Source organism: Streptomyces sp. NPDC036815 (assembly GCF_055609205.1).
The window spans coordinates 213750-235183 of sequence record NZ_JBVJPW010000004.1 but is presented as its reverse complement, the minus strand read 5'-3'; the positions used below and the strand labels follow the sequence as shown (position 1 = coordinate 235183).

Here is a 21434-nt window from a genome sequence, read left to right as displayed (position 1 = left end):
GCAGGCACTCAGCCCCGTCGCACCCCGATGCGCCCCTCCAACTGCGCCAGCAACTCCCCCAGGAGCCCGCTGAGTTGACCCTGGCCGGCGCCGTCGAGGACGGACAGCACGACCGTCTCGTACGCGAGTTGCTCCGGCAGGATCGCGTCGACGAGGTCGCGGCCGGCGTCGGTCAGGCCGACGTGGGCGACCCTGCGGTCCCGCGCGTCCGCCCGTCGGTCGACCAGCGCCCGCTCCTGGAGGAGCTTGAGCCGCTTGGTGACGGCGGCCCCCGACGAGAAGGTCTCCCGGGCCAGCTCGCCGGGTGTCAGTTCGTGCCCGGTGCGGCGCAACGCGCCGAGCAGGTCGAACTCGGCGCGGGTCAGGCCCGCCCGGCGCAGCGGGGCGTCCTCGGCCTGCTGGAGGAGGGCCGCGCAGCGGTTGATGCGGCCGATCACCTCCATGGGCCCGGTGTCGATGTCGGGCCGCACCGCCCGCCACTGCCGCACCACCGCGGCCACGGTGTCCCCACCGGGGCCTGCCACCGGACCGTTCTCCGTCGTCATGCTCGTGCGCCCTCCCAGGCGTCGGCGGCCCTCGCGCGGGTCCGCGTCGCCTGACCGTCGTCTCCGCCCTGACCGTTCGGTCGGCGGACCGTCGCCGCGAGCGTACGGTGTCCGGCGCGCTCGGCGGCGAGCACCCGCTGTTCGGGCAGGGCGCGCTGCCACCATTCGCCCGCGGCCGCGTCGGCGGCGGCGCGCAGGTCGACGAGGGCGGCGGTGAGGCGGCGGCGCGCCGGTTCGGCCGGGCCCGTGCCGGTGAGACCGGCCTCGGCCTGCTCCGTGGCCCGTTCGGCGGCGGCGATGGCCTGCTCGATGTGGTCGCCGGCGCGCCGGTTGGTGACGAGTACGGCCGCCAGCACGCCGAGCACGGCGCCGACGAGGGTGTCCACGACACGGTCGAGGATGAGTTCCCCGGGCTGCTGGAACCGGGCGAACTCGGTGACGAGCAGCGCCATCGGCGTCACGCACACGGTGCCGAGCCAGTAGTTGCGGGTGATCAGTGCCTCCGCCCCGAAGGCCAGGGCCAGGCAGCTCACGATGAGCTCGGCGTGCCCCAGGTGCGCGAACGGTGCGATCGCCGCGAAGGCGAGCACGCCGACGAGGTTGCCGACCACACGCTGCACGCCCCGGTTCCAGGTGAGCGTGACGTTGGCCTGGTAGAGCGAGGCGGCGGTGACCAGCGCCCAGTAGGGGCGGCCGATGCCGAGCGCGAGCGAGCCGTACCCGGCGAGGGCGCAGCCGACGGCGGTGCGCAGCGCGATGGGCAGCAGCGGCGAGCCGGGCGCGAGCCGCCGCCACAGCGGAACCCCGGGCCCGGCGAGCTCGGCCGCGACGCCGAGCAGTTCGTCCGCCTCGCCGGGGCGCAGGCCGCCGGGGCGCGGTACGGCGCCCGTGCCGCGCAGCCCGGCCGCCCAGGAGCGCAGGGCGGCGGGGTCCGCCTCGGCGGGTGTGGCCAGGGCTTCTTCGGCGCGGACGACGAGGCGGGCCAGGGCGCGCCGGGCCGCGGCGGTGCGGGCTCCGGTGGCCAGGAGGGACTGCCAGGCGGCGTGCACGGCGCCCGCCGCGGCGGCGCGGGCCCGCTCGGCTCCCGGCCCGGTGGCGTCGGCGTGTGCGGCGTCCGCGTACGCGGCGGCGGCGCGCAGGGCGCGTGCGGTGGCCCGGCGCTCGGGTCCGTGCGGGCGCACCAGGGCGGGCGCCATGCCGACGAGCCAGGCGACGGCGCCGCCCAGGAGGGTGAGCGCGAGGTGACCGGGGACCTGGCCCAGGGCCTGCGGGGCGAAGAGGGTCGCGGAGCTGATGAAGGTGAAGATCAGGTGGCCGGGCGGTCCGACGCGGGTGGCGTCGCAGAGCGTCTTCTGCGCGGCGGCGAGCAGCGCGCCGACCGCGACGAGGACCGCGGCGGAGCTCGTCAGGGACGCGGTGACCAGGGCGACGGCGATGCTCGCGGTCATTCCCGCGACGACCAGGGCCAGGGTCCGCGCACGGGCGGCGTAGGGGAGGTTGTGGGCGTACAGGGCGCAGAACGATCCGGCCATCGTGTACATCACGAGGTCGAGTCGGCCGAGGGCGAGCAGCGTCAGGTTCGGTAGCGCGGTGGCGACGACCACGCTGCTCGCGGGCTTGAACCAGATGTCGGACGGCTTGCCCGGGCGCAGCACGCCGGCGAGGCGGAGCGGGCGGACGCGGGCGGGGCGGAGCGGGCGGACGCGGGCGGGGCGGGGGGAGGGATGCGGGGACGGGGGCGTACTGCTCATACGGAAAGGTTAGCAAGTGTTTTACTCGGAAACGATTACGCTCGGAGATGGTTACGGCGGGCGGAGAGAAGGGCAGACGGGGCGGACAGGGCGGGCGTGCGCAGGCCGCCGCCGTCGGCGTCCCGCGGATCCCCCGTGGCCGCCCCCGCCGCGCGTCCGCTCCCCTGTGCTCCCCCTGCACCCCCGTGCGCTCGCGTACGGCACCCCGGGCCCGGGCATCGACCCGACGACACCGTCGACAGGGGGAGGGTGCGGTGCACGGACCGGCACAGGCCGCCTGGCTGCTCGTCGCGCTGTGCGCGGCGACCGGGGCCTACTGTCTGCTGCGGATGCGCAGCCGGATCGAGGAACAGCGCCGCACGGCCGGTGGCGAGGCGCTCATGGGGTTCGGCATGGCGGTGATGGCACTGCCCGCGGCCGTCGTCGCACCGCCGCGCTGGGCCTGGCTGGTCTGCGCCGCGGTGTTCGGCGCCGCCGCGCTGCACACCGGGTGGGCGGCCCGCGCCGACCGCCACCACCTCCACCACCTGGTCGGCGCCTTCGCCATGGCCTACATGTCGGTGGCGATGGCCGCGGCGCCCGGAGCGCACGCGGGCCACGGGGGCGCCGGCGTCCCGCTCCTGACCGGCACGCTGCTGCTCTACTTCGCCGGGTACGTCCTGTGGTCGGGCGCGCGGCTCGCCCCCCGGACGGTCTCCGCGACGGCGGGCGGACCCGGGGTGCTCGGCTGGGCGGACCGATCGGAGGTGGCGCTGGCGTGCCGCCTTTCGATGGGGATCGGGATGGTGGCGATGCTGCTCACGCTGTAGGCGCCGCCTCCCTGCGGGCGATCAGCGCGGCGAGCGCGGTGAGGCTGTCGGTCCGAAAGCCCGCCGTGTCGACGACGGCCGGGTCGTCCGCCCAGTGGTACCCCCAGGGACCGCGCCGGAGGTGCGCGGTCCGCAGTCCCGCCTGCTGGGCCGGGAAGATGTCGTGGGCGGGGTGGTCACCGACGTAGAGCGTCTCGCGGGGCCCGGTCTGGGCCACTTCGAGCACCCGGGCGAAGAACTCGGGGTCCGGCTTGGCCACGCCCCAGTCGCCGGAGGTGGCGACGAGGTCGGCGGGCAGGTCGAGGGCGCGCAGGAGCTCGGCCGCCCGCGGCGTTCCGTTGCCGGCGACGATGACGCGGACGCCGAGTTTCCGCAGCCCGCCGAGGGCGGGGCGCACGTCCGCGTAGAGGTCGGCCTCGCCCAGGTGCTCGCCCCGGCCCGCGGACTCGCGCGCGTGGTACGCGGAGGCGATGTCCATGTCCGGGCTGACGAGCCGGAGCGCGTCGGTGTGGTCCCCGCCCCGCGCGACGACGGCTCCGACGAGCGCGGAGAGGGTATGGCGCGGCACCTGCAGCCAGTCCGCCCACGATGCCCAGTAGCGGTCGTCTTTGGTGAGGGTCTCCCCCACGTCGAACACGATGGTCTCGATCACCGTCAGCACATTACGGCGTCCCGGGGCCCCGGCCGGGGTCGTCACCCGTACGGGAGTTACACCCGTGTCGGCCGTGGCGTGCGTCACTTGGGGTGAGAGTCCATACCCTCCGGTAGCCCAACCCTCATAGGCTGAGCGCCATGATGGTCCCCGTCGCACTGCTGCTGCTGGGCGCCCTGACCGCTGTCGTCGCCCCCCGAATGCTCGCGCGGGCCGACTGGCCGGAGCGCGAACCGGTGGTCGCGCTGTGGGCTTGGCAGTGCGTGGTGGCGGGTGTCCTGCTCTGCTGCGCGCTCTCGATGACCCTCAGCGCCGCCGCCGCGTGGCAGGCGGTGCGCGGCCAGGTCTTCGCTCCCGCGCCGCACACCGTGGTCGAGGCGTACGCCCTCCAGGCGCCCGGCCCGTGGGCCGCGGCCACCGCGGTGGCACTGGCCTCCGGCGGGGTGTGGACGGCGGTCATGCTGACCCGGGAAATCGCACGGGCCCGCTCCCGGCGGGCCGAGCGGCGGGCCGAACTGCTCGTACGCTCTCCGCTGTTGCCCGGCGAGGAGCCCGGCAGCAACCCCCTCGTCCTGCTGGAGGGCGAGCGTCCCGACGCCTGGTGGCTGCCGGGGCAGGCCCCCCAACTGGTGATCACCACGGCCGCGTTGCGCCGCCTGAAGGGGCGTCAGCTCGACGCGGTCCTCGCACACGAGCAGGGCCACGCGCAGGCCAGGCACGACTGGCTGCTGCACTGCTCGGGCGCGCTGGCGATCGGCTTCCCGCAGGTGCGGGTCTTCGCCGCGTTCCGCGACGAGATGCACCGCCTGGTGGAGCTCGCCGCCGACGACGTGGCCTCGCGGCGCTTCGGCCGTCTGACGATCGCCCTCGCCCTGGTCGAACTCAACGAGGACCGGGGCGTGTTCGGCCCCTGCCCCGCCACCCAGGCGCACGTCCCGCAGCGCGTGCACCGGCTGCTCGCCGCCCGCCCGCGCCTGACCGCGGGCCGCAGGCTCCGCCTCACGGCGACGGCGGCGCTCGTGCCGGTGATCCCCGTCCTGGTCACCTTCGTGCCGGGGTTGCGGGCGCTGGGCTGACGCCCCGGGCGCGGGAGGAAGGCGCCCGCCGCCCGGTGCGGGTGGGGCAAGGTCCGGTGCTGCGCGCGGTTGCCGCCGTCGCCGACAGACAGGGACCGTGCGTACACGGCACAGCGCCGGGTACGCGCCACGCCCCGGGCTCCCCGGGGATGGCCGCAGCTCCGTTCCGTCGGCGAGGATCACTCCATGTACCCCACGTCCACCGACTCCCCGACCCGACCGCCCCGTTCCCGTGCCGCGCTCACCGCGGCGGCACTCACCGCGCCCTCGCTCCTGTTGCTCCTCCTGGTGGGGCTGGAGTGGCATCCGCTGCTCTCGCTGGACGGCGACATCGCGCGCACCACGCACCGCTGGGCGGTGGACGACCCCGGCACCACCCGGGCCGGCCGGATCCTCAGCGACTGGGTGTGGGACCCCTGGGCGATGCGTGCGCTCTGCGCGGTGGTGGTCATCTGGCTCGCGGTGCGCGGGGCGCGGTGGCTCGCGCTCTGGCTCACCGGCACCTGCGCGGTGGGCTCGGCGGTGCAGCAGGGACTGAAGGCGGCGCTCGACCGGCCGCGCCCCGTGTGGCCGGACCCCGTGGACTCGGCGCACTTCGCGGCCTTTCCGTCGGGCCACGCGATGACGGCGACCGTCGTCTGCGGTCTGCTGCTGTGGCTGCTGCGGTTGTACGGCGCGGGCCCCGTCCTGTGGCGCACCTGCCTGGCCCTCGCCGTCGTCTCGGTCGTCGGGGTCGGCCTGACGCGGATCTGGCTGGGGGTGCACTGGCCGTCCGACGTGCTCGGCGGCTGGCTGCTCGGCGCCCTGACGGTGGCGCTGGCCGTGCTCACGTACACGCGCGGCCCCGGCGGACGCACCACGGACGGAACCTGACCGCTCCTCGACCGGCCGCGAAGAACCCCCGGACACGACGATCGAGGGTGCGCACACCTGTGGGCAGGCAACACTCCCCCGCGGTGCTGCCTGCCCCAGGCTGCTGCGACCCGTGTGGAGTCTCGCTGGAGACTCCTCCCCGGGACGCACTGAGTATACTGGCTCGGAGCCAGTCAACGCAGGAGTTACAGAATGTCCCCGCGTAGCCCGTCGGTCAATGAAGAATTGCGCAGACGTTCCCGGGAGCGTCTGCTGCAGGCGACGGTGGAGCTGGTCGGTGAGTACGGGTATGAGGCCACGACGCTCGGCCATATCGCGGACCGGGCCGGTGCGGCCCGCGGTCTGGTGTCGTACTACTTCCCCGGCAAGCGCCAGCTCCTGCAGTCCGCGGTGCACCGGCTCATGCACCGGACACTGCAGGCGGCCCTGGAGCGGGAGCCGGGCACCGATGACGGGCGCGAGAGGATGGCGCGGGCCGTCGACGCGATCCTGGGCCTCGCCCGCGACGAGCCGCTGCTCATGCGTACGCACATGGCGGGCATCCTGCAGGCGGAGGGCTTCGTGCAGTGCCCCGAGCAGCAGCGTCTCGCCGAGCTGCTGCGCGAGACCGTCGTGCGCTACGGATCGCACGACGTCGACCGCGACTATCCACTGCTGCGGGCGCTCCTGATGGGAGCGGTCTTCGCCCTGCTCATCCCGGGGGCGCCGATGCCGTTCCCGACCCTGCGGGCCGAGCTGTTCCAGCGGTACGGACTGGACTGGGAGCTCGGCGTTCCGCCGGACGGCGCACCGCCCGACGGAACGTCCCCGAACGGGCCGCTGCGGCCCCTTCCCTCGGGTCGGCCGGGCTAGTCGAAGTAGTCCGGCTGCGTCTGGACGTTGAGCTCGTGCAGACGGACCCGCTGGGCGGAATCGGTCCGCTTGTCGTTGATCTTCAGGACGTCGAGGCCCTTCTCGATGTCGTTCGAGTAGATCCGGCCGTTGTAGTAGTACGCGGACCACGCGCCCGCCGTGCTGATCTTGTCGGTGGAGCGCGGGCCCCGCTCGAAGTAGCCGATCTCCTTGGGCTTGCCGGAGTCGGTGAAGTCCCAGACGGAGACGCCGCCCTGGTACCAGGCCTGGACCATGAGGTCCTTGCCCTTGACCGGGATCAGTGAGCCGTTGTGGGCCACGCAGTTCTCGGTGTCGGCCTGGTGGCGCGGGATCTTGAAGTAGCTCTTGAAGACCAGCTTGCGCTTGTCGCCCTTGCCCTTGATGTCATAGATGCCGTCGGCGCCGCGCTCGGGGCCGGTGGCCTCGTTGCAGGTGGCCGCGGAACCGCCGCCGAGCTCGTCGGTGAAGACGACCTTGTCCGCCTTCTGGTTGAAGGTCGCCGAGTGCCAGAACGCGAAGTTGGTGTTGTCCTGGACCTGGTCGATGACCCGCGGGTTCTCCGGGTCCTTGATGGACATCAGGATGCCGTCGCCCATGCAGGCGCCCGCCGCGAGGTCCTTGGAGGGCAGCACGGTGATGTCGTGGCAGCCGGTGGTCTTGGAGACGCCCGGGTTGGTCGGCCCGCCCGGATTGCCGCCGCCGTCGGGCCCCTCACCGGGGAAGAGGACGGGGAAGTTGACGACCGCGGCCTTCGCCGGGGCCTTGCGCGGCACCTTGATGACGGTGATCCCGTCGTGCGGCGGCTGGCAGTCGGGGAACGTCGCGTTCGGGGAGTACGAGGAGACGTACACGTAGACGTTCTTGCGCTCCGGCACCAGCGAGTGCGTGTGGGAACCACAGGCGGTCTCGACGGCGGAGACGTACCTGGGGTTCGCCTTGTCGCTGATGTCGAAGATCTTCATGCCCTCCCAGGAGGACTTCTCCGTGGCGGGCTGGGTGGTGCTGTTGCAGGAGTTGTCGCTGCGGGAGGAGTCGGTGGAGAGGAAGAGCAGGTTCCCGGAGACGGAGACGTCGTTCTGCGAGCCCGGGCAGAGGACCTGCGAGACGGTCCTCGGAGCCCTCGGGTCGCTGATGTCGTAGATGCGGAAGCCGTCGTAGTTCCCGGCGAAGGCGTACTTCCCCTGGAAGGCGATGTCGGTGTTGAACCCGGGCAGCGCGTCCTTGGGGATGTTGGCGAGGTGTTCGATGTTGTCCGAGTGGACGACCTCGTCGGGCCCGGGTATCTCCCCGCGCTCGACGGCCTTCTGCGCCCGGGCGGCGTCACTCTTGGAGACGCTCTTCGGGGCGGCGGGCGAGTCACCGGGGTCGGGGACGGCCCCCGCGGGGGCCGCGGTGAGCAGCGCGGCCAGCAGTCCGGCCGCCGCGGCGCCGACTCCCAGGCGTCTGCGCCGAGTTCGGGGATTGTTCAACAGGGTCACTGCGTCCTCCCTAGTCGCCGTTCTTATGTGAACGGTTCACGAACACCCGCAGTATCGTGCTCATCATGCTCAGATCAATAGAGGGCGCCGGTCTGTTCACGAGACTTTCCGGCCGCCGATACTCATCCACGTGCTAATACGGACCCCAACTCGCCCGCGTGCCACAGGAGGTCACCGTGCTCAACCGCCGCACGTCCGCCGTCAGCGCGATCATGACGACAGCCCTTCTCGTACTCGGGGGGTGCGACTCCGGCGCGGGCGGCGGGGACACGTCCGATGCCCGGCACGAGGCGTCGCCGGGTCCCTCGGTGATCGCGCCGGGCAAGCCGGGTGAGAGCGCGGCGACGCTGTCCGCGAAGGAGGCCGCGCGACAGCGGGCCGAGGACGACTCCCCCAACTCGGCCGACTTCACCTACACGCAGATGATGATCGTGCACCACGGTCAGGCGCTGAAGATGACCGAACTCGCCCCCGCGCGCGCCGATTCGCGCCGCGTAAAACGGCTGGCGTCGCGCATCGCCGCGGCACAGCGGCCCGAGATCGGCGCAATGAAGGGCTGGCTGAAGAACCACGGCGGCCCGCGCGAGCACGCCGGGCACGAGCACGGTTCGATGCCGGGCATGGCGAGCCAGGCGCAACTGAAGCAGTTGCGCGCGGCCAAGGGCAAGGCGTTCGACGAGCTCTTCCTGAAGCTGATGATCACTCACCACACCGGAGCGCTCACCATGACCACGGATGTGCTCTCCGAGGGCAACAACATCCAGGTCGAGGAGATGGCGAACGACGTCGTGGCGCAGCAGTCGAGCGAGATCGGCCGGATGCGGGAGATGGACTGACGCCGGGCGGGCCCGGGGAGGGGTGCTAGCGCCCTCTGCGGTGATGGCGGGGCGTCAGGAAGCCCGCGTCGCGCGCCCCCGCGATCAGTCTGAGCGATGTGCGGCGGCCGCGTCCGGTCGCGCACATCACCGCGAGTACGGGGTCCCGCCCCTCGCTCTGCGCGGCGCGGTAGGCCTCTGCCGCGATCCGGCGCCCCGCGCCGCGGCGCGGCCACGGGCGGCGGGCGCGGTGCGCGGCGGGCCGGAGCTCCTCCGGCAGGCCCTCGCCCTCGCCGGGCCGCTCGGCGGCGTGCGGGCGGTCGCCCCGCAGCGGGCGTTCGATCCAGTCGACCAGCGCGGCGACGTCGTCCGGGGAGAGCGGAGGCTGGGCCCGCAGGTCCCTGATCGCGACGCGGCCGTGCGACACCACGGCGAGGACGTCGACGTCGGCCCCGTCGCTGAAGGTCAGCCGGACGCGGAACGAGGGCGGGAGGGGGTCCTCCTGGGGGCCGATGCCCGCGCCCAAATCCGGTCGAAAATGATCAGAAACGTCAATAAATGATCTGTCCCGCACAGGCGCACGCTATCCGCGCCGCCACACCCGACCGGGAACGGCACGCGCGCGGAGGCCCTGCACCTGCGCCGGCGGCACCCTGACAGCGCAGGCTCCCGGCGTCCCGGGCCCCACGACCCCTGACACGCGCGCCCCGCGGTGCGATCCTGAAACCGTCCCGGGGTCGCCTCGCGGAAGGAGCACCACCGTGCTGCAGGTCGCCGTCGTCGGTTCGGGCCCCAGCGGGGTGTACGCCGCGCAGTCCCTCGTCCAGCAGGACCGGGTGCCCGGCGTGCGGGTCGACGTGCTCGACCGCCTGCCCTGCCCGTACGGCCTGGTGCGCTACGGGGTCGCGCCCGACCACGAGAAGATCAAGTCCCTGCAGAACAACCTGCGCACGGTCCTCGAACACGAGCGCGTACGCTTCCTCGGCTCCGTCGAGATCGGCCCCGGCGCCCTGCCCCCGGCCCGGCTCCTCGACCTCTACCACGCGGTGGTCTACTGCGTCGGCGCGGCGGCGGACCGCAGGCTCGGGGTGCCCGGCGAGGACCTGCCGGGCAGCTACTCGGCGACCGAGTTCGTCTCCTGGTACAGCGCACACCCGGACGCGATGCCCGCGGTGGGCGCGCAGGGCGGATTCATCCGGGGCGTGGACTCCGCCGTCGTCATCGGCGTCGGCAACGTAGCCGTGGACGTCGCCCGGATGCTGGCCCGCGGTGCCGCCGAACTCCGCCCCACCGACATGCCGGACGCGGCGCTCGGCGTGCTCGCGGACAGCCGGGTGCGCGAGGTGTCCATGGTGGGCAGGCGCGGGCCCTCGCAGGCGCGGTTCACCACCAAGGAGCTGCGGGAGCTCGGCGCACTGCCGGACACCGAAGTCGTGGTCGATCCGGCGGAGTTGGCGCTGGACCCCGCGTACGCCGACCCGTCGAGCCTGTCCGCGGCGAGCCGCCGCAACGTGGAGGTGCTGCGCGGCTGGGCCGACCGCCCGCCGCAGGGCCTGCCGCGACGGCTCAGGCTGCGCTTCTTCCTGCGGCCCGTCGCGCTGACGGCGGGGGCTAGCGGCCACGTCGCCGCGACCCGCTTCGAGCGCACGCTGCCGGACGGCCGGGGCGGGGTGACGGGGTCGGGACAGTACGAGGACATCCCGGCCCAGCTGGTGCTGCGCTCGGTCGGCTATCGCGGGGTGCCCATCGAAGGGCTGCCGTTCGACGCGGAGCGCGGCACGGTGCCGCACGCGGCGGGCCGGGTGCTGCGCGACGGCACGCCCGCCCCCGGCGAGTACGTGGCCGGCTGGATCAAGCGCGGCCCCACGGGTGTCATCGGCACCAACCGCCCGTGCTCCAAGGAGACGGTCACGTCCCTGCTGGACGACGCTCCGGCGCTCGAACGCAGGCAGGTCCCGGCGGACCCGCTGGCCGGACTGCGCGCGGCGGGCCAGCGGCCGGTCGAGTGGCCCGGCTGGCTGGCCATCGAGCGCGCGGAGGCCGAGCTCGGACGCGCGCTCGGGCGGGGCGTGGTGAAGATCCCGGACTGGGAGGGACTGCGGGAGGCGGCGCGGCACGTCTCCGGCTGACGCCACCGGTGACGGCAGCTCAGAGCCTGTGTCATATCCCCGCGGCGAGCCGGGCGTCCTGTCGGGTGGCCGCCGCGAGGACGCTGTCGAGCAGGCCCGGGAAGAGGGCGTCCAGATCGTCGCGGCGCAGCACGTTCAGCTTCGTGGTGCCGCGGTAGATCTGGCGGATGACGCCGCTCTCGCGCAGCACCCGGAAGTGGTGCGTGCACGTCGACTTCGTGACGGGCAGGTCGAAGTACGAACAGGAGAGCCCGTCCTCCCCGTCCTCGCGGGCCAGGGCCCGCACCACCCGCATCCGCATGGGGTCGGCGAAGGCGTGCAGCACCCCTTCGAGCCGGACGTCCCCGGGCTCGGGGTGGGCGAGCGTCCTGCTGCTCGTACTGCCGGTCGCGGCGGCGGTCGTCATGGCGGCTCCACTTCGTCCTGTTTCGCTGCGTGTCATTGTACGAGACTCATCGTAGTTTGACATGCGCCGTACTACGAGGTTTATCGTACGAGCAGCGGAACCGCACATCCGCACCTCCGCACATCCCGCCGTGAACGAATGGAGTCCGCCGTGAGCGCGCTGTTCGAGCCGTACACCCTGCGATCGCTGACGATCCCGAACCGGGTCTGGATGCCCCCGATGTGCCAGTACTCGGCGGCGCCCGACGGCCCCGACGCGGGCGCGCCGCAGGACTGGCACTTCGCTCATTACGCGGCGCGTGCCGCGGGCGGCACAGGACTGATCATCGTCGAGGCCACCGCCGTCAGCCCCGAGGGCCGCATCAGCCCGTACGACCTGGGCATCTGGAACGACACGCAGGCCCGCGCGTTCCGCCGCACCACGGACTTCCTCAAGAGCCAGGGCACCGTTCCGGCGATCCAGCTCGCGCACGCCGGCCGCAAGGCGTCCACCGACCGCCCCTGGAAGGGCGGCGCCCCGGTCACCGCCGACGAGCACGGCTGGCAGCCCGTCGCGCCGAGCCCGGTCTCCTTCGACGAGCGGCACCCCGTGCCCACGGAGCTCACCGTCGAGCAGATCCGCGAGATCGTGGGCCAGTTCGCCGAGGCCGCGCGCCGCGCCCTGGACGCCGGATTCGAGATCGCCGAGCTCCACGGCGCCCACGGCTACCTGATCGGCGAGTTCCTCTCCCCGCACAGCAACAGGCGCACCGACGCGTACGGCGGCTCGTACGAGAACCGCACGCGCTTCGCCCTCGAAGTGGTCGACGCGGTGCGGGCGGTGTGGCCCGAGGACAAGCCGCTGTTCTTCCGCATCTCCGCCACCGACTGGCTGGAGGAGGCGGGCTGGACGGCGGACGACACCGTCCGCTTCGCCGGCGAGCTCAAGGAGCACGGCATCGATCTGCTCGACGTCTCCACGGGCGGCAACGCCGCGGGCGTCAAGATCCCCGTCGGGCCCGGCTACCAGGTCCCCTTCGCGGCGCGCGTGAAGGCCGAGACGGAGCTGCCGGTCGCCGCGGTCGGCCTGATCACCGAGGTGGAGCAGGCAGAGAAGATCCTCGCCAACGGCGAGGCGGACGCCGTCCTGCTCGGCCGGGAACTCCTGCGCGACCCCTCCTGGGCCCGGCACGCGGCGCGCGAGCTCGGCGGCGACGTGCACGTTCCGGACCAGTACCACCGATCCGTCTGACGCACTCGCGCCCCGAACCGCCCGGTTAGCTCCGGTCGGCTCGGGGCACCCGTGCGCCCGGGGCCCGTCCGATACGGTCGGGTTCCCTCGGGCACGGGAGGCGGCGATGTCGGCAGAGCGACTTCCGGAGCACGAGCAGCGCGTCCTGGACGCCCTGGAGGCGTCCCTGCGCACCGACCGTCACCTGCGGGCGCGCTGGTGGCTCCTGCGTCTGCGGCACCGCGTGCGGACCGCGCTGACGCGTACGCCGCGCCCCCTCACCGTGGCCCTCCTCGCGACCGTGTGCGGCACGCTCCTCGTCACCGGCATCCGCGCGTCCGAACCCCGGCTGATCTGGGCCTTCGCCGGTCTGTGGTCGCTCACTCTGGTCGGTTTCGTGCGGCTGCTCTGCCGGTGGACCGATCCGTGAGGTCACTCGGGGATGGCCGCCAGGGTGAAGGAGTGGCCCGCGGGGTCGGAGTAGGTCCGGGTGTCCCGCGGCCCACTGTTGTTCTTCGTGTCCACGGGCCGCGCCCCGAGGCCGACCGCCTCGCGCTCCGCCTCGTCCATGTCGTGACGGGCCACCATGATCCGCAGGTGCGCCTGCTGTGAGTCCTCGGGACGGGGCCAGCTCGGCGGTATGTAGTCACGCTCGCGGTGCACGGCAAGGCAGACACCGCTCTCGTTCGTGACCTCTACGTAGTCGGGGTCCTTGCTCAACTGCACGTCGGCGCCGAGCAGCCCGGCGTAGAACTCGGCGAGCTGCTCCGGCTCCGAGCAGTCCAGTACGAGCACGGTGTTCTTGTGAACGGTCATGCCGTCCGGGTCCCCCGCGCCGGCCCGCCCAAACGGCGAGCGCCCCGGTCCGCGCTCACCGCCGCCGGTCGTTCCTCGGCCGGGACGACGCGTTGCCCGCGCCCTTGATCTGATGCGGGGTCAGCCTCCCGCCGTCCCGGGGCATTTCCTCGGGCTCGCGGTGCTCCATCACTTCCCCGACGGGCCCCTCGGGCGGCAGCCGCGGCTGCTCCTCGGGCCTCGGCGTCCGGTGCTCCCTGCGACGCACCCGGATCCCGAGCCACACGGCCCAGACCAACAGGGCGACGATGCCCAGTCCCACCAGGAACGGCACGAGGCCGCCCCCGGGCACGCCGGCGGCCAGATGTTCCACGCTGCGATCAGTCATGGGCTGCGGGTACCCGTGGATGCGAGGGGAAAGCCCGCCGGGGCGGCCCAGCCCTGCTCACTTACTTCACTTACTTCATCCACTCCGCCTCGTACTTCGCATACGTCCCGTCATGCGTGGCGAGGTGCACGAACTGGTCCACGTACGCCTTGAACTCGTCGTCGCCGCGCGGCGTCGCGTACGCCTTCTCCGAGAAGGTGAAGGGCTTGTCGGGGTGGAGGGAGCACAGTTCGGGGTGGAGCTTCGACTGGTAGAGCGTCTCGCTCGCGTCCGTCATCATCACGTCCGCCCGGCCGTCGACGATCTCCTGGAAGATCGTGGTGTTCTCCGGGTGCACCTTGATGGCCGCCCGCTTGATGTGGGCGCGCGCGAATTCCTCGTTCGTGCCGCCGGGATTGACGACGACGGTCGTGCCGGGCTTGTCGATGTCCTTCAGCGTGCCCGCGCCGAACCTGTCCTTGTCCGCGCAGCGCACGATGGGTGTCTTGCCGTCCTCGCGCGTCGGCTCACTGAAATAGACCTGCCGGGCGCGCGGCAGGGTGACGGAGACACCGCCGACCCCGACGGCGCAGCGCCCGGCCGCCACGTCCTTGGTCAGGTTCGCCCACGTCGTGGCCACGAACTCCGGCTTGGCGTCGAGGCTCTCGGCGAGGTCCCGCGCCATCTCGATGTCGACCCCGCTGTACGTGCCGTCACGGGGGTCCAGCTTCGTGAACGGCGCGTAGTCGCCGGTCGTGCAGAACGTGAGCACGCCCCTCTTCGGGACGGAGTCGAGGAGGGTCCCCCGGTGCCGGTCCGGGCGCCCGGCGGCGTCCGGTGACGCGGGCGCGGCGGCGGTGACGGCCAGCAGACAGACCAGGGCCGACAGGGTGGCGGCACGCTTCACAGGGAGCTCCTCACGGAACGAGCGGGGGAAAGGGGGGCGAGGGGGGCGAGCCGGGTGGGCGTCAGGTCCGGCGTCGTATCCGCGTACGCGTCCTCGTCGAAGGGGTAGAGCGGCCGCTCCACCCGGTGGTGGCCGAGGCGCAGCAGGTCCTGGTCGACGCCGCCGGGCGTGAGGGCGAGGAGCCAGTCGGCCGCCATGTCGTGCAGTTCGGGCTCCAGGTAGCCGATCTTCACGACCACGAGGTCATACGTGCGGGGGTCGACGCCGAGCCCGCCCTCGGCGGGGCCCATGAAGTCGGCCAGGGTGTGGAACGGCTTGCGGCGCTCGACGAGGATCACGGTGAGACCCCCGCAGCGGACGGCCGCCATGTCGACGCCGCGGTCGTACGCGCCGCCTTCCGCACGGTCCTTCCGGTCGGTGGCGCGCTGCAACGCGACGACGGTGCCGGTCAGTTCGTACGGCCCGCCGTGCTGCGCGTCGACCTTGCCGCCGACGCTCAGCGTCACCTCGGTGCCCACGCCCGCGTCGAAGCAGCGGGCGACGGCTGCCGGGTCGGTGATCCCGGGGTGGACGGCGGTGACCCGGCCGGACCGTATCGCGTCGTTCTCCAGGAGCTTGCCCAGCATGTACGCGAGGTCGCCCGCGCCGCCCGCCGTCGGGTTGTCGCCCGAGTCGCTGATCAGGAAGGGCCGTGCGTCCGACGCCGCCGCCCTTTCGACGCACTCCTCGGCGGAGCCCGTGGGCCCGACGAAGACGAAGTCGCGGCGGGCCTCCCAGTAGCGGCGGGCCAGCTTCTCCGCCTCGGCCGCCGCGCGTTCGGCGTCGTCGCCGGTGACGACGACGGCGGCCTTGCAGCGCGGCTCGTCGGCCCAGGCGTAGCCGACCCACAGGGCGGCGTCGAGGATGCCGGGCAGCTTCTCGGTCTCGGCGAGCGAGGCGTAGAGGGACTTGGCGGGCTCCAGGCGGGTGCTGGTCTTCTCGCCGGGCAGGAGGACGGGGACCTGGACCCAGGCGCGGTGCGGGCGGACGCCGTCGAGCAGGCAGCGCACGAGGTTGCGGGCGGCGCGCTCGCGGGTCTCCCAGGCGTCCTCGTGCGGGGCGAGGCGGTGGGCGGTGAGCAGGTCGACCGTTTCGGCGAAGCGGCGCGAGACGTTGCCGTGCAGGTCCATGGCGGTGGAGATCATGGGGCGGCCCGTGCCGTCCGGGGTGCCCACGAAGTCGAGGGCCGCGCGCACCGCTTCGGTGAGGTCGGCCTCCGCGTCGGTGAGTCCGATGACGCTCATCGCGCCGTGGATGTCGTACACGAGGCCGTCGAGCGGGCCCGCTGCCCTGATACGGCTGACGAGTTCATCCTTCAGGGTCAGGTACGACTCCGCTTCCACGGGCCCGCCCGGCAGCGAGGTCGCGTGCAGCAGGGGCACCCATTCCACGGTGCCGGCGAGGTCGGAGTCCGCGCGCGTCCACGTGTAGCGGTCGAGGAGGTCCTGCCCGCGGGTCTGGCGGAAGTCGTCCGCGGTCGAGCGGTGCGGGCAGAACGTGGAGGACTCGATGCCGATGCCGCCGATGCCGATGCGCAGGCGGCGAGGGGTCGCGGAGGGGGTCATGCGGGGGCGCTCTCTTCCTGGTGTGCGGGGGTTCGGGGAGCCGGGGCCGGCAGGTGCTGGCGCAGCGCCGTGAGACCCGCGCCGAGCAGGCCCGCGTCGACGCCCGCCACCGTGGTGGTGATCTCCAGGTCGGCCGTGGCGAGGGGCAGGCAGCGTTCGTAGAGGACGCCGCGCACGGCGGCGACCAGTGGTTCGGCGGTGGCGAGGACGCCGCCGAGGGCGACGGCCTGCGGGTTGAAGAAGTTGACGACGACGGACAGGACGGTGCCGATGTGCCGCCCCGCCGTGCGGACGAGGGTGGTGGCCTGCGGGTCGCCGTCCGCGACGAGCCGCAGCAGATCGGCGGTGTCGGCCACCTCGACGCCCTGCAGGGCGAGTTCCCTGATCAGGGCGGCGCCACTGGCGACGGTCTCCAGGCAGCCGATGTTGCCGCAGCTGCACGGCCGGTCGCCCGCCGCGTCGACGCGGACGTGGCTGATGTCGCCCGCGCTGCCGTTGGCACCGTCGTGCGGGCGGCCCGCGGAGATGATGCCGCTGCCGATGCCCCGGCCGGCCTTGACGACGACGAGGTGGTCGAGTTCGGGGCGGGCGACGCGGTGTTCACCGACCGCCATCATCGTGGCGTCGTTGTCGACGGTGACGGGGATGCCGAGCCGTTCGGCGAGGACGTCGCGCAGCGGGTAGCGGTGCCAGCCGGGCATGCGGGAGGGGCTGAGGACGCGGCCGGTCGCGGGCTGGACGGGGCCGGGGAAGGCGACGCCGAACGCGCGCACGGCCCGGCCCTCGGCCCCCTGGCGTGCGACGAGTTCGCCGACCCGCTCGCAGAGCCAGTCGACGGCGGACTCGGGTCCCGCGGTGATGTCGTGCGGCAGGTCGACGGCGTCCAGGACCGTGCCGCCGAGGTCGACGACGCCGAGGCGCGCGTGGTGGCTGCCGAGGTCGGCGGCGACGGCGACGCCGCCCCGCGCGGCGACCCGCAGCAGCCTCGGCCTGCGACCGCCGCGCGAGGCGCCCTCGCCGGACTCGGAGAGCAGCCCGGCGTCGACCAACTCCTGCACGCGCACGGAGACCGTCGAGGGGGCGAGGCCCAACTCCCGTACGAGGTCGGCGCGGGACGTGGCCACGCCCGAGGAGACCAGGTGCACGATGTGCTGCGCCGAACCCGGCTCGCCGAGTGGTGTTCCGGTCATGGCGCCCCCAGTTGCTTCTGTGTTGCTTCGGCACGTGGTGCTGCGATGCCCGATAGTTCGGCACGTTCGTTCGGCATCGGCACGAACACTAAGTCGGACCGAACCATGTTGACCAGCCTTTCCCCCTTTTCTGCTTCTTGCCGAATGAAGCTATTGACTTGTTTTTCGCCTCCGGCCTAGCGTTCGGGCGCTGCCCCGTCGTTCTCCGGCACGGGCCGGCCCCGTACCCCTTGGAGGCCCATCGTCATGCGCTCATTCAGGTCCGCGGCGGCCGCGCTGCTCGTCCTCGCGGCGGCTCTCACCGGCTGCACCCGCGAGGGCGGACGCATCGACATGGGGCCCACCGGTGGCACACCCGTCGAGGGCGGCACGGCCACGATGGCGCTGCCGCCGGCCGCGACGCCCAACTGGATCTTCCCGATCGGCGCGCCCGGTTACGGCGCCTCGTACAACTACGGGATCCAGTCGCTGTTCTTCATGCCGGTCTACGACGCCGTGCAGAACAGGGCGAAGGGCGAGTTGACCACGCACGGCCCCAGCACGCTCGGCCTGAAGCCGCGGTACGGCAACGGCAACAAGACCGTGACCGTGCCGCTGCGCGAGGGCGTGAAGTGGTCCGACGGGAAGCCCGTCACCGCCCGCGACCTGGAGTTCTGGTTCCATCTGGTCAAGGCGAACAAGGCGGAGTGGGGCAACTACTCGGTCGGCACCATGCCCGACAACGTCAAGCGGTTCGAGACCCTCGACGACCACACCGTGCGGCTGCACCTGACCCGCGCCTACAACCCCGACTGGTTCACCGCCAATCAGCTGACCCTGATGCGGGCACTGCCCCAGCACGCCTGGGACGCCAGGACCGACGGCGGGAAGGTCGGCGACTGGGACCGCACCCCCGCGGGCGCCAAGGCGGTCTTCGCCCGGCTGACCCGGCACGCCAAGAGCCTCGGCTCGTACGGTTCGGACCCGCTCTGGAAGACGGTCAACGGGCCGTGGAAACTCGCTGGTTGGCGCGACAGCGGCCAGGTCACCATCGTCCCGAACGAGAAGTTCACCGGGCCGAAGTCGGAGCGGCCGCACCTCGACAAGGTCGTCTTCAAGCCCTTCACGACCGCCGACTCCGAGTACAACGTGCTGCGTTCGGGCGGCGTCGACTACGGCTACATCCCGCCGTCGGTGATGGCGCAGAAGGAGAAGTTCGAGGAGAAGGGCTACCGCGTCGACCCGTGGGAGGGCTGGGCGGCGACGTACATCGTCTACAACTTCCACTCCACGCACGGCGGCCCGATGATGGACCAGCTCTACATCCGCCAGGCCATGCAGCACCTCGTCGACCAGAAGGCGATGAGCGAGGTCATCTGGCAGGGCAGCGCGACGCCGACGCTCGGTCCGGTGCCGGTGACCCCGAAGAGCCAGTACCTGTCCGAGAAGATGGCGAAGAACCAGTACCCCTTCTCCGTCGGCAAGGCCAAGGCGCTGCTTGCGCGGCACGGCTGGCGGACGAAGGACGGCACGGCACGCTGTGTACGCCCCGGCACGGGAGCGGACCAGTGCGGCAAGGGGATCGGCAAGGACGCGCCGCTCGAACTGACCCTCCTCTCCCAGTCGGGATCGACCGAGACGACGAACATGATGCAGGAGCTGAAGTCGTCGCTGTCCAAAGCCGGTGTCCACCTCACCGTCCGGCAACAGCCGTTGAACTCGGTCCTCGGCAACTCCGTGCCGTGCGGGGCCAAGGACCCCGGCTGCGACTGGGACATGTCGTTCTTCGGCACCGCGGGCAGCTGGTACTACCCGCTCAACCCCAGCGGCGAGCAGCTCTTCTCGACGGGCGCCTCCGCCAACTTCGGCAACTACAGCGACGAGAAGGCGGACCGCATCATCCGGGGCGTGCAGTACTCCCCCGACATGAAGGCCGTGCACGCGTACGGCGAGTACCTCGCGGAGCAGCTGCCCGTGATGTGGATGCCCAACCCGGCGTACCAGGTCTCGGTGATCCGCAACGACCTGCGCGGCGTCTCGCAGAACCCGACCGTGACCTTCGCTCCCCAGCACTGGTACTACGTCAAGAAGAAGAGGGCCGAGAAGTGACCGGCTTCACCGGCTTTCTGGTCAAGCGCTTCCTCCAGGCGATCGTCGTCCTCTTCCTCGTCTCGATCATCGTCTTCGTGCTCCTGCACCTGCTGCCGGGCGGCCCCGCGCGCGCCATCCTCGGCCCGAAGGGCACCCCGCAGCAGATCGAGCACTTCAACCACCAGCAGGGGTACGACCGTTCGCTGCCCCTGCAGTACCTGATGTATCTGAAGCGGCTGCTCACCGGAGACCTCGGCGAGTCCTTCAAGCTCAACTCGCCCGTCTTCGACCTGCTGAAGCAGCGGCTGCCGAAGACGCTGCTCCTGACGGTCCTGTCCACCGTGCTCGCGGTGGTCATCGCGGTGCCGCTGGGTCTGGTGCAGGCGGTGCGGCGCGGCCAGGCGTCGGACTACGCGCTTACGGGCCTCGCCTTCCTGCTGTACGCGACGCCGGTGTTCTTCCTCGGCCTCATCATGATCATCCTGTTCGCGCAGGTCATGCCGGTCTTCCCGGCGGAGGCGCCGCAGGGCGAGACGATCGGCGAACTGCTCGGCGACTTCACCGGGCTGATCCTCCCGGTGGTCACGATGGCCTTCGGCATCATCGCGATGTTCAGCCGCTACATGCGCTCGGCGGTGCTCGACAACCTCACCGAGGAGTACGTCCGCACGGCGATGGCCAAGGGCCAGTCGAACCGCCGGATCATGGTCAGGCACGTCCTGCGCAACGCGCTGATCCCCCTCGCCACGCTCCTCGGCCTGTACCTCCCGACCCTCTTCAGCGGCGCCCTGGTCGTCGAGTCGATGTTCAACTACCCCGGCATGGGGCTGTTGTTCTGGAACGCGGCGCAGGGTTCCGACTTCCCCGTACTGCTCGGCGTGACGCTGGTCGTCGGGGTCGCCACCGTCGTCGGCTCGCTGCTCACCGATGTCCTGTACGCCGTCCTCGACCCCCGGATACGGAGCGTGGCATGAGTACCACCGTCGCCCCCGACATCGCTCCCGGCCAGGAAGAGGCGGCGCGGGCCACCCCTTCCCTCGCCCGCCGCACGCTCCAGGTCTTCACCGGCAACAAGCTCGCCCTGACGGGCGTGGTCGTACTGCTCCTGCTGCTCGCGTTCAGCTATCTCGGGCCGCTGGTGTACGACACCGAGCAGGTCCACACCGACCTGTCGCAGGCGAACCTGCCGCCCGGCGGCTCAGGACACCTCCTCGGCACCACCGATCTCGGCTACGACATGGTCGGCCGCCTGATGGTCGCGGGGCGGACCTCGCTCGAAATCGGTCTGGCTGCAGGCCTGTTGGCCACCCTCTTTGGCACCGTGTACGGCGCCGTGGCGGGCTACTTCGGCGGCTGGGTCGACGCCACGATGATGCGGATCACGGACGCGGCGCTCGCCATCCCCGCGATGTTCCTGCTCGTCGTGGTCGCCGCGATCGTCACCCCCAGCAAGGGCGTCCTCATCATGATCATCGCGTCGGTGGCGTGGCTCTCCCCCGCGCGTCTCGTGCGCGGCGAGTCGCTGTCCCTGCGCAACCGCGAGTACGTCCAGGCCATGCGGATGATGGGCGGCGGCGGTGCGCGGGCCGTCTTCAAGCACATCGTGCCGAACGCGATCGGCACCGTCATCGTCAACTGCACGTTCCAGATCGCCGACGCGATCCTCTACGTCAGCTACCTCGCCTTCCTCGGCCTCAGCATCCCGCCGCCGTCGGCCGACTGGGGGTCGATGCTGTCGGCCGGCATCACCTACACCCAGAACGGCTACTGGTGGCTGATCTTCCCGCCGGGCATCGCAATCGTGCTGGTCGTCGCCGCGTTCAACTTCATCGGTGACGGGCTGCGGGACGCGTTCGAAGTGCGGCTGCGGAAGTAACAGGAGACA

The 21434-nt window shown here is 72.2% G+C and carries 22 protein-coding genes; 11 read left to right on the top strand and 11 right to left on the bottom strand.

Annotated features, from left to right (window positions below):
* Positions 1 to 8: 8 nt before the first annotated feature.
* Together ACZ69I_RS11995 and ACZ69I_RS11990 are read right to left on the bottom strand one after the other, a co-directional pair.
* On the bottom strand, positions 9 to 545 hold the full coding sequence (locus tag ACZ69I_RS11995) for a MarR family winged helix-turn-helix transcriptional regulator (RefSeq protein ID WP_467675774.1): 537 nt from the start codon (positions 543 to 545) through the stop codon (positions 9 to 11).
* Positions 542 to 2296 (bottom strand): FUSC family protein, encoded by a 1755-nt coding sequence (locus tag ACZ69I_RS11990; RefSeq protein WP_470831830.1) that lies wholly within the window; start codon positions 2294 to 2296, stop codon positions 542 to 544. Before ACZ69I_RS11990 ends, ACZ69I_RS11995 begins: the two co-directional genes overlap by 4 nt.
* A 254-nt stretch (positions 2297 to 2550) precedes the next feature.
* On the opposite strand from ACZ69I_RS11990, the gene ACZ69I_RS11985 reads away from it, so the two are divergent.
* Positions 2551 to 3105 carry a DUF5134 domain-containing protein gene (locus ACZ69I_RS11985; RefSeq protein WP_470831829.1) on the top strand — a complete coding sequence of 185 codons (555 nt, stop codon included), beginning with the start codon at positions 2551 to 2553 and terminating at the stop codon, positions 3103 to 3105.
* On the opposite strand, the gene ACZ69I_RS11980 is transcribed toward ACZ69I_RS11985, so the two are convergent.
* Positions 3095 to 3757, bottom strand: a complete 663-nt coding sequence (locus ACZ69I_RS11980) for an HAD family hydrolase (protein WP_470831828.1) — start codon at positions 3755 to 3757, stop codon at positions 3095 to 3097. The genes ACZ69I_RS11985 and ACZ69I_RS11980 overlap by 11 nt on opposite strands.
* A 140-nt stretch (positions 3758 to 3897) precedes the next feature.
* Here ACZ69I_RS11980 and ACZ69I_RS11975 point away from each other — a divergent pair, with 140 nt between their 5' ends.
* From ACZ69I_RS11975 to ACZ69I_RS11965, 3 genes are all read left to right on the top strand, one after another.
* On the top strand, positions 3898 to 4833 hold the full coding sequence (locus ACZ69I_RS11975) for a M56 family metallopeptidase (RefSeq protein ID WP_470831827.1): 936 nt from the start codon (positions 3898 to 3900) through the stop codon (positions 4831 to 4833).
* Positions 4834 to 5019: 186 nt separating this feature from the next.
* Entirely contained in the window at positions 5020 to 5706 is a 687-nt protein-coding gene (locus ACZ69I_RS11970) for a phosphatase PAP2 family protein (protein ID WP_470831826.1), read from the top strand.
* Between the two features lie 192 nt (positions 5707 to 5898).
* On the top strand, positions 5899 to 6558 hold the full coding sequence (locus ACZ69I_RS11965; protein WP_470831824.1) for a TetR/AcrR family transcriptional regulator: 660 nt from the start codon (positions 5899 to 5901) through the stop codon (positions 6556 to 6558).
* Here ACZ69I_RS11965 and ACZ69I_RS11960 read toward each other — a convergent pair.
* Positions 6555 to 8057, bottom strand: coding sequence for an LVIVD repeat-containing protein (locus ACZ69I_RS11960; protein WP_470831823.1), 1503 nt, complete (start codon positions 8055 to 8057; stop codon positions 6555 to 6557). The two genes, ACZ69I_RS11965 and ACZ69I_RS11960, sit on opposite strands and share 4 nt — an antisense overlap.
* Positions 8058 to 8233: 176 nt before the next feature.
* Here ACZ69I_RS11960 and ACZ69I_RS11955 point away from each other — a divergent pair, with 176 nt between their 5' ends.
* Positions 8234 to 8893: a DUF305 domain-containing protein gene (locus ACZ69I_RS11955; protein WP_470831821.1), complete on the top strand. Its 660-nt coding sequence runs from the start codon at positions 8234 to 8236 to the stop codon at positions 8891 to 8893.
* 25 nt (positions 8894 to 8918) lie between these two features.
* Here the strand turns inward: ACZ69I_RS11955 and ACZ69I_RS11950 are convergent, their stop codons facing one another.
* Positions 8919 to 9398 carry a DUF6214 family protein gene (locus tag ACZ69I_RS11950; RefSeq protein ID WP_470831820.1) on the bottom strand — a complete coding sequence of 160 codons (480 nt, stop codon included), beginning with the start codon at positions 9396 to 9398 and terminating at the stop codon, positions 8919 to 8921.
* Positions 9399 to 9633: 235 nt separating this feature from the next.
* On the opposite strand from ACZ69I_RS11950, the gene ACZ69I_RS11945 reads away from it, so the two are divergent.
* The gene (locus ACZ69I_RS11945; RefSeq protein ID WP_470831818.1) at positions 9634 to 11001 is read left to right on the top strand and encodes an FAD-dependent oxidoreductase; all 1368 of its coding nucleotides are present in this window, start codon (positions 9634 to 9636) and stop codon (positions 10999 to 11001) included.
* A 31-nt stretch (positions 11002 to 11032) separates the two neighbouring features.
* On the opposite strand, the gene ACZ69I_RS11940 is transcribed toward ACZ69I_RS11945, so the two are convergent.
* A complete protein-coding gene (locus tag ACZ69I_RS11940; protein WP_470831816.1) occupies positions 11033 to 11407 on the bottom strand; it encodes an ArsR/SmtB family transcription factor in 375 nt (124 codons plus the stop codon).
* Positions 11408 to 11557: 150 nt separating this feature from the next.
* Between ACZ69I_RS11940 and ACZ69I_RS11935 the strand changes: the two genes are divergently transcribed.
* On the top strand, positions 11558 to 12637 hold the full coding sequence (locus tag ACZ69I_RS11935) for an NADH:flavin oxidoreductase/NADH oxidase (protein ID WP_467675794.1): 1080 nt from the start codon (positions 11558 to 11560) through the stop codon (positions 12635 to 12637).
* A 106-nt stretch (positions 12638 to 12743) separates the two neighbouring features.
* Positions 12744 to 13046 carry a DUF3040 domain-containing protein gene (locus ACZ69I_RS11930; RefSeq protein ID WP_467675796.1) on the top strand — a complete coding sequence of 101 codons (303 nt, stop codon included), beginning with the start codon at positions 12744 to 12746 and terminating at the stop codon, positions 13044 to 13046.
* Between the two features lie 2 nt (positions 13047 to 13048).
* Here the strand turns inward: ACZ69I_RS11930 and ACZ69I_RS11925 are convergent, their stop codons facing one another.
* From ACZ69I_RS11925 to ACZ69I_RS11905, 5 genes are all read right to left on the bottom strand, one after another.
* Positions 13049 to 13432: a VOC family protein gene (locus tag ACZ69I_RS11925; protein ID WP_467675798.1), complete on the bottom strand. Its 384-nt coding sequence runs from the start codon at positions 13430 to 13432 to the stop codon at positions 13049 to 13051.
* A 55-nt stretch (positions 13433 to 13487) separates the two neighbouring features.
* Positions 13488 to 13799, bottom strand: a complete 312-nt coding sequence (locus ACZ69I_RS11920) for a DUF6479 family protein (RefSeq protein ID WP_467675801.1) — start codon at positions 13797 to 13799, stop codon at positions 13488 to 13490.
* A gap of 70 nt (positions 13800 to 13869) precedes the next feature.
* Positions 13870 to 14685, bottom strand: a complete 816-nt coding sequence (locus ACZ69I_RS11915; protein ID WP_470831813.1) for a transporter substrate-binding domain-containing protein — start codon at positions 14683 to 14685, stop codon at positions 13870 to 13872.
* Positions 14682 to 16289, bottom strand: coding sequence for a M81 family metallopeptidase (locus tag ACZ69I_RS11910; RefSeq protein ID WP_470831811.1), 1608 nt, complete (start codon positions 16287 to 16289; stop codon positions 14682 to 14684). The genes ACZ69I_RS11915 and ACZ69I_RS11910 overlap by 4 nt, the downstream gene beginning before the upstream one ends.
* Complete coding sequence (locus ACZ69I_RS11905) at positions 16286 to 17479, bottom strand: ROK family protein (RefSeq protein ID WP_467675808.1); 1194 nt, start codon at positions 17477 to 17479, stop codon at positions 16286 to 16288. The genes ACZ69I_RS11910 and ACZ69I_RS11905 overlap by 4 nt, the downstream gene beginning before the upstream one ends.
* Positions 17480 to 17725: 246 nt before the next feature.
* Here ACZ69I_RS11905 and ACZ69I_RS11900 point away from each other — a divergent pair, with 246 nt between their 5' ends.
* From ACZ69I_RS11900 to ACZ69I_RS11890, 3 genes are read left to right on the top strand one after another with little or no spacing between them, the layout of a single operon-like run.
* Positions 17726 to 19567 (top strand): peptide ABC transporter substrate-binding protein, encoded by a 1842-nt coding sequence (locus ACZ69I_RS11900; protein WP_470831809.1) that lies wholly within the window; start codon positions 17726 to 17728, stop codon positions 19565 to 19567.
* Positions 19564 to 20523 carry an ABC transporter permease gene (locus ACZ69I_RS11895; protein WP_470831808.1) on the top strand — a complete coding sequence of 320 codons (960 nt, stop codon included), beginning with the start codon at positions 19564 to 19566 and terminating at the stop codon, positions 20521 to 20523. The genes ACZ69I_RS11900 and ACZ69I_RS11895 overlap by 4 nt, the downstream gene beginning before the upstream one ends.
* On the top strand, positions 20520 to 21425 hold the full coding sequence (locus ACZ69I_RS11890; RefSeq protein ID WP_467675814.1) for an ABC transporter permease: 906 nt from the start codon (positions 20520 to 20522) through the stop codon (positions 21423 to 21425). Before ACZ69I_RS11895 ends, ACZ69I_RS11890 begins: the two co-directional genes overlap by 4 nt.
* Positions 21426 to 21434 lie beyond the last annotated feature (9 nt).

Coding starts and splice junctions, on each gene's coding strand:
- ACZ69I_RS11995 (WP_467675774.1), bottom strand. CDS start 545: ATGACGACGGAGAACGGTCCGGTGGCAGGCCCCGGTGGGGACACCGTG.
- ACZ69I_RS11990 (WP_470831830.1), bottom strand. CDS start 2,296: ATGAGCAGTACGCCCCCGTCCCCGCATCCCTCCCCCCGCCCCGCCCGC.
- ACZ69I_RS11975 (WP_470831827.1), top strand. CDS start 3,898: ATGATGGTCCCCGTCGCACTGCTGCTGCTGGGCGCCCTGACCGCTGTC.
- ACZ69I_RS11970 (WP_470831826.1), top strand. CDS start 5,020: ATGTACCCCACGTCCACCGACTCCCCGACCCGACCGCCCCGTTCCCGT.
- ACZ69I_RS11965 (WP_470831824.1), top strand. CDS start 5,899: ATGTCCCCGCGTAGCCCGTCGGTCAATGAAGAATTGCGCAGACGTTCC.
- ACZ69I_RS11940 (WP_470831816.1), bottom strand. CDS start 11,407: ATGACGACCGCCGCCGCGACCGGCAGTACGAGCAGCAGGACGCTCGCC.
- ACZ69I_RS11930 (WP_467675796.1), top strand. CDS start 12,744: ATGTCGGCAGAGCGACTTCCGGAGCACGAGCAGCGCGTCCTGGACGCC.
- ACZ69I_RS11925 (WP_467675798.1), bottom strand. CDS start 13,432: ATGACCGTTCACAAGAACACCGTGCTCGTACTGGACTGCTCGGAGCCG.
- ACZ69I_RS11920 (WP_467675801.1), bottom strand. CDS start 13,799: ATGACTGATCGCAGCGTGGAACATCTGGCCGCCGGCGTGCCCGGGGGC.
- ACZ69I_RS11910 (WP_470831811.1), bottom strand. CDS start 16,289: ATGACCCCCTCCGCGACCCCTCGCCGCCTGCGCATCGGCATCGGCGGC.
- ACZ69I_RS11905 (WP_467675808.1), bottom strand. CDS start 17,479: ATGACCGGAACACCACTCGGCGAGCCGGGTTCGGCGCAGCACATCGTG.
- ACZ69I_RS11900 (WP_470831809.1), top strand. CDS start 17,726: ATGCGCTCATTCAGGTCCGCGGCGGCCGCGCTGCTCGTCCTCGCGGCG.
- ACZ69I_RS11890 (WP_467675814.1), top strand. CDS start 20,520: ATGAGTACCACCGTCGCCCCCGACATCGCTCCCGGCCAGGAAGAGGCG.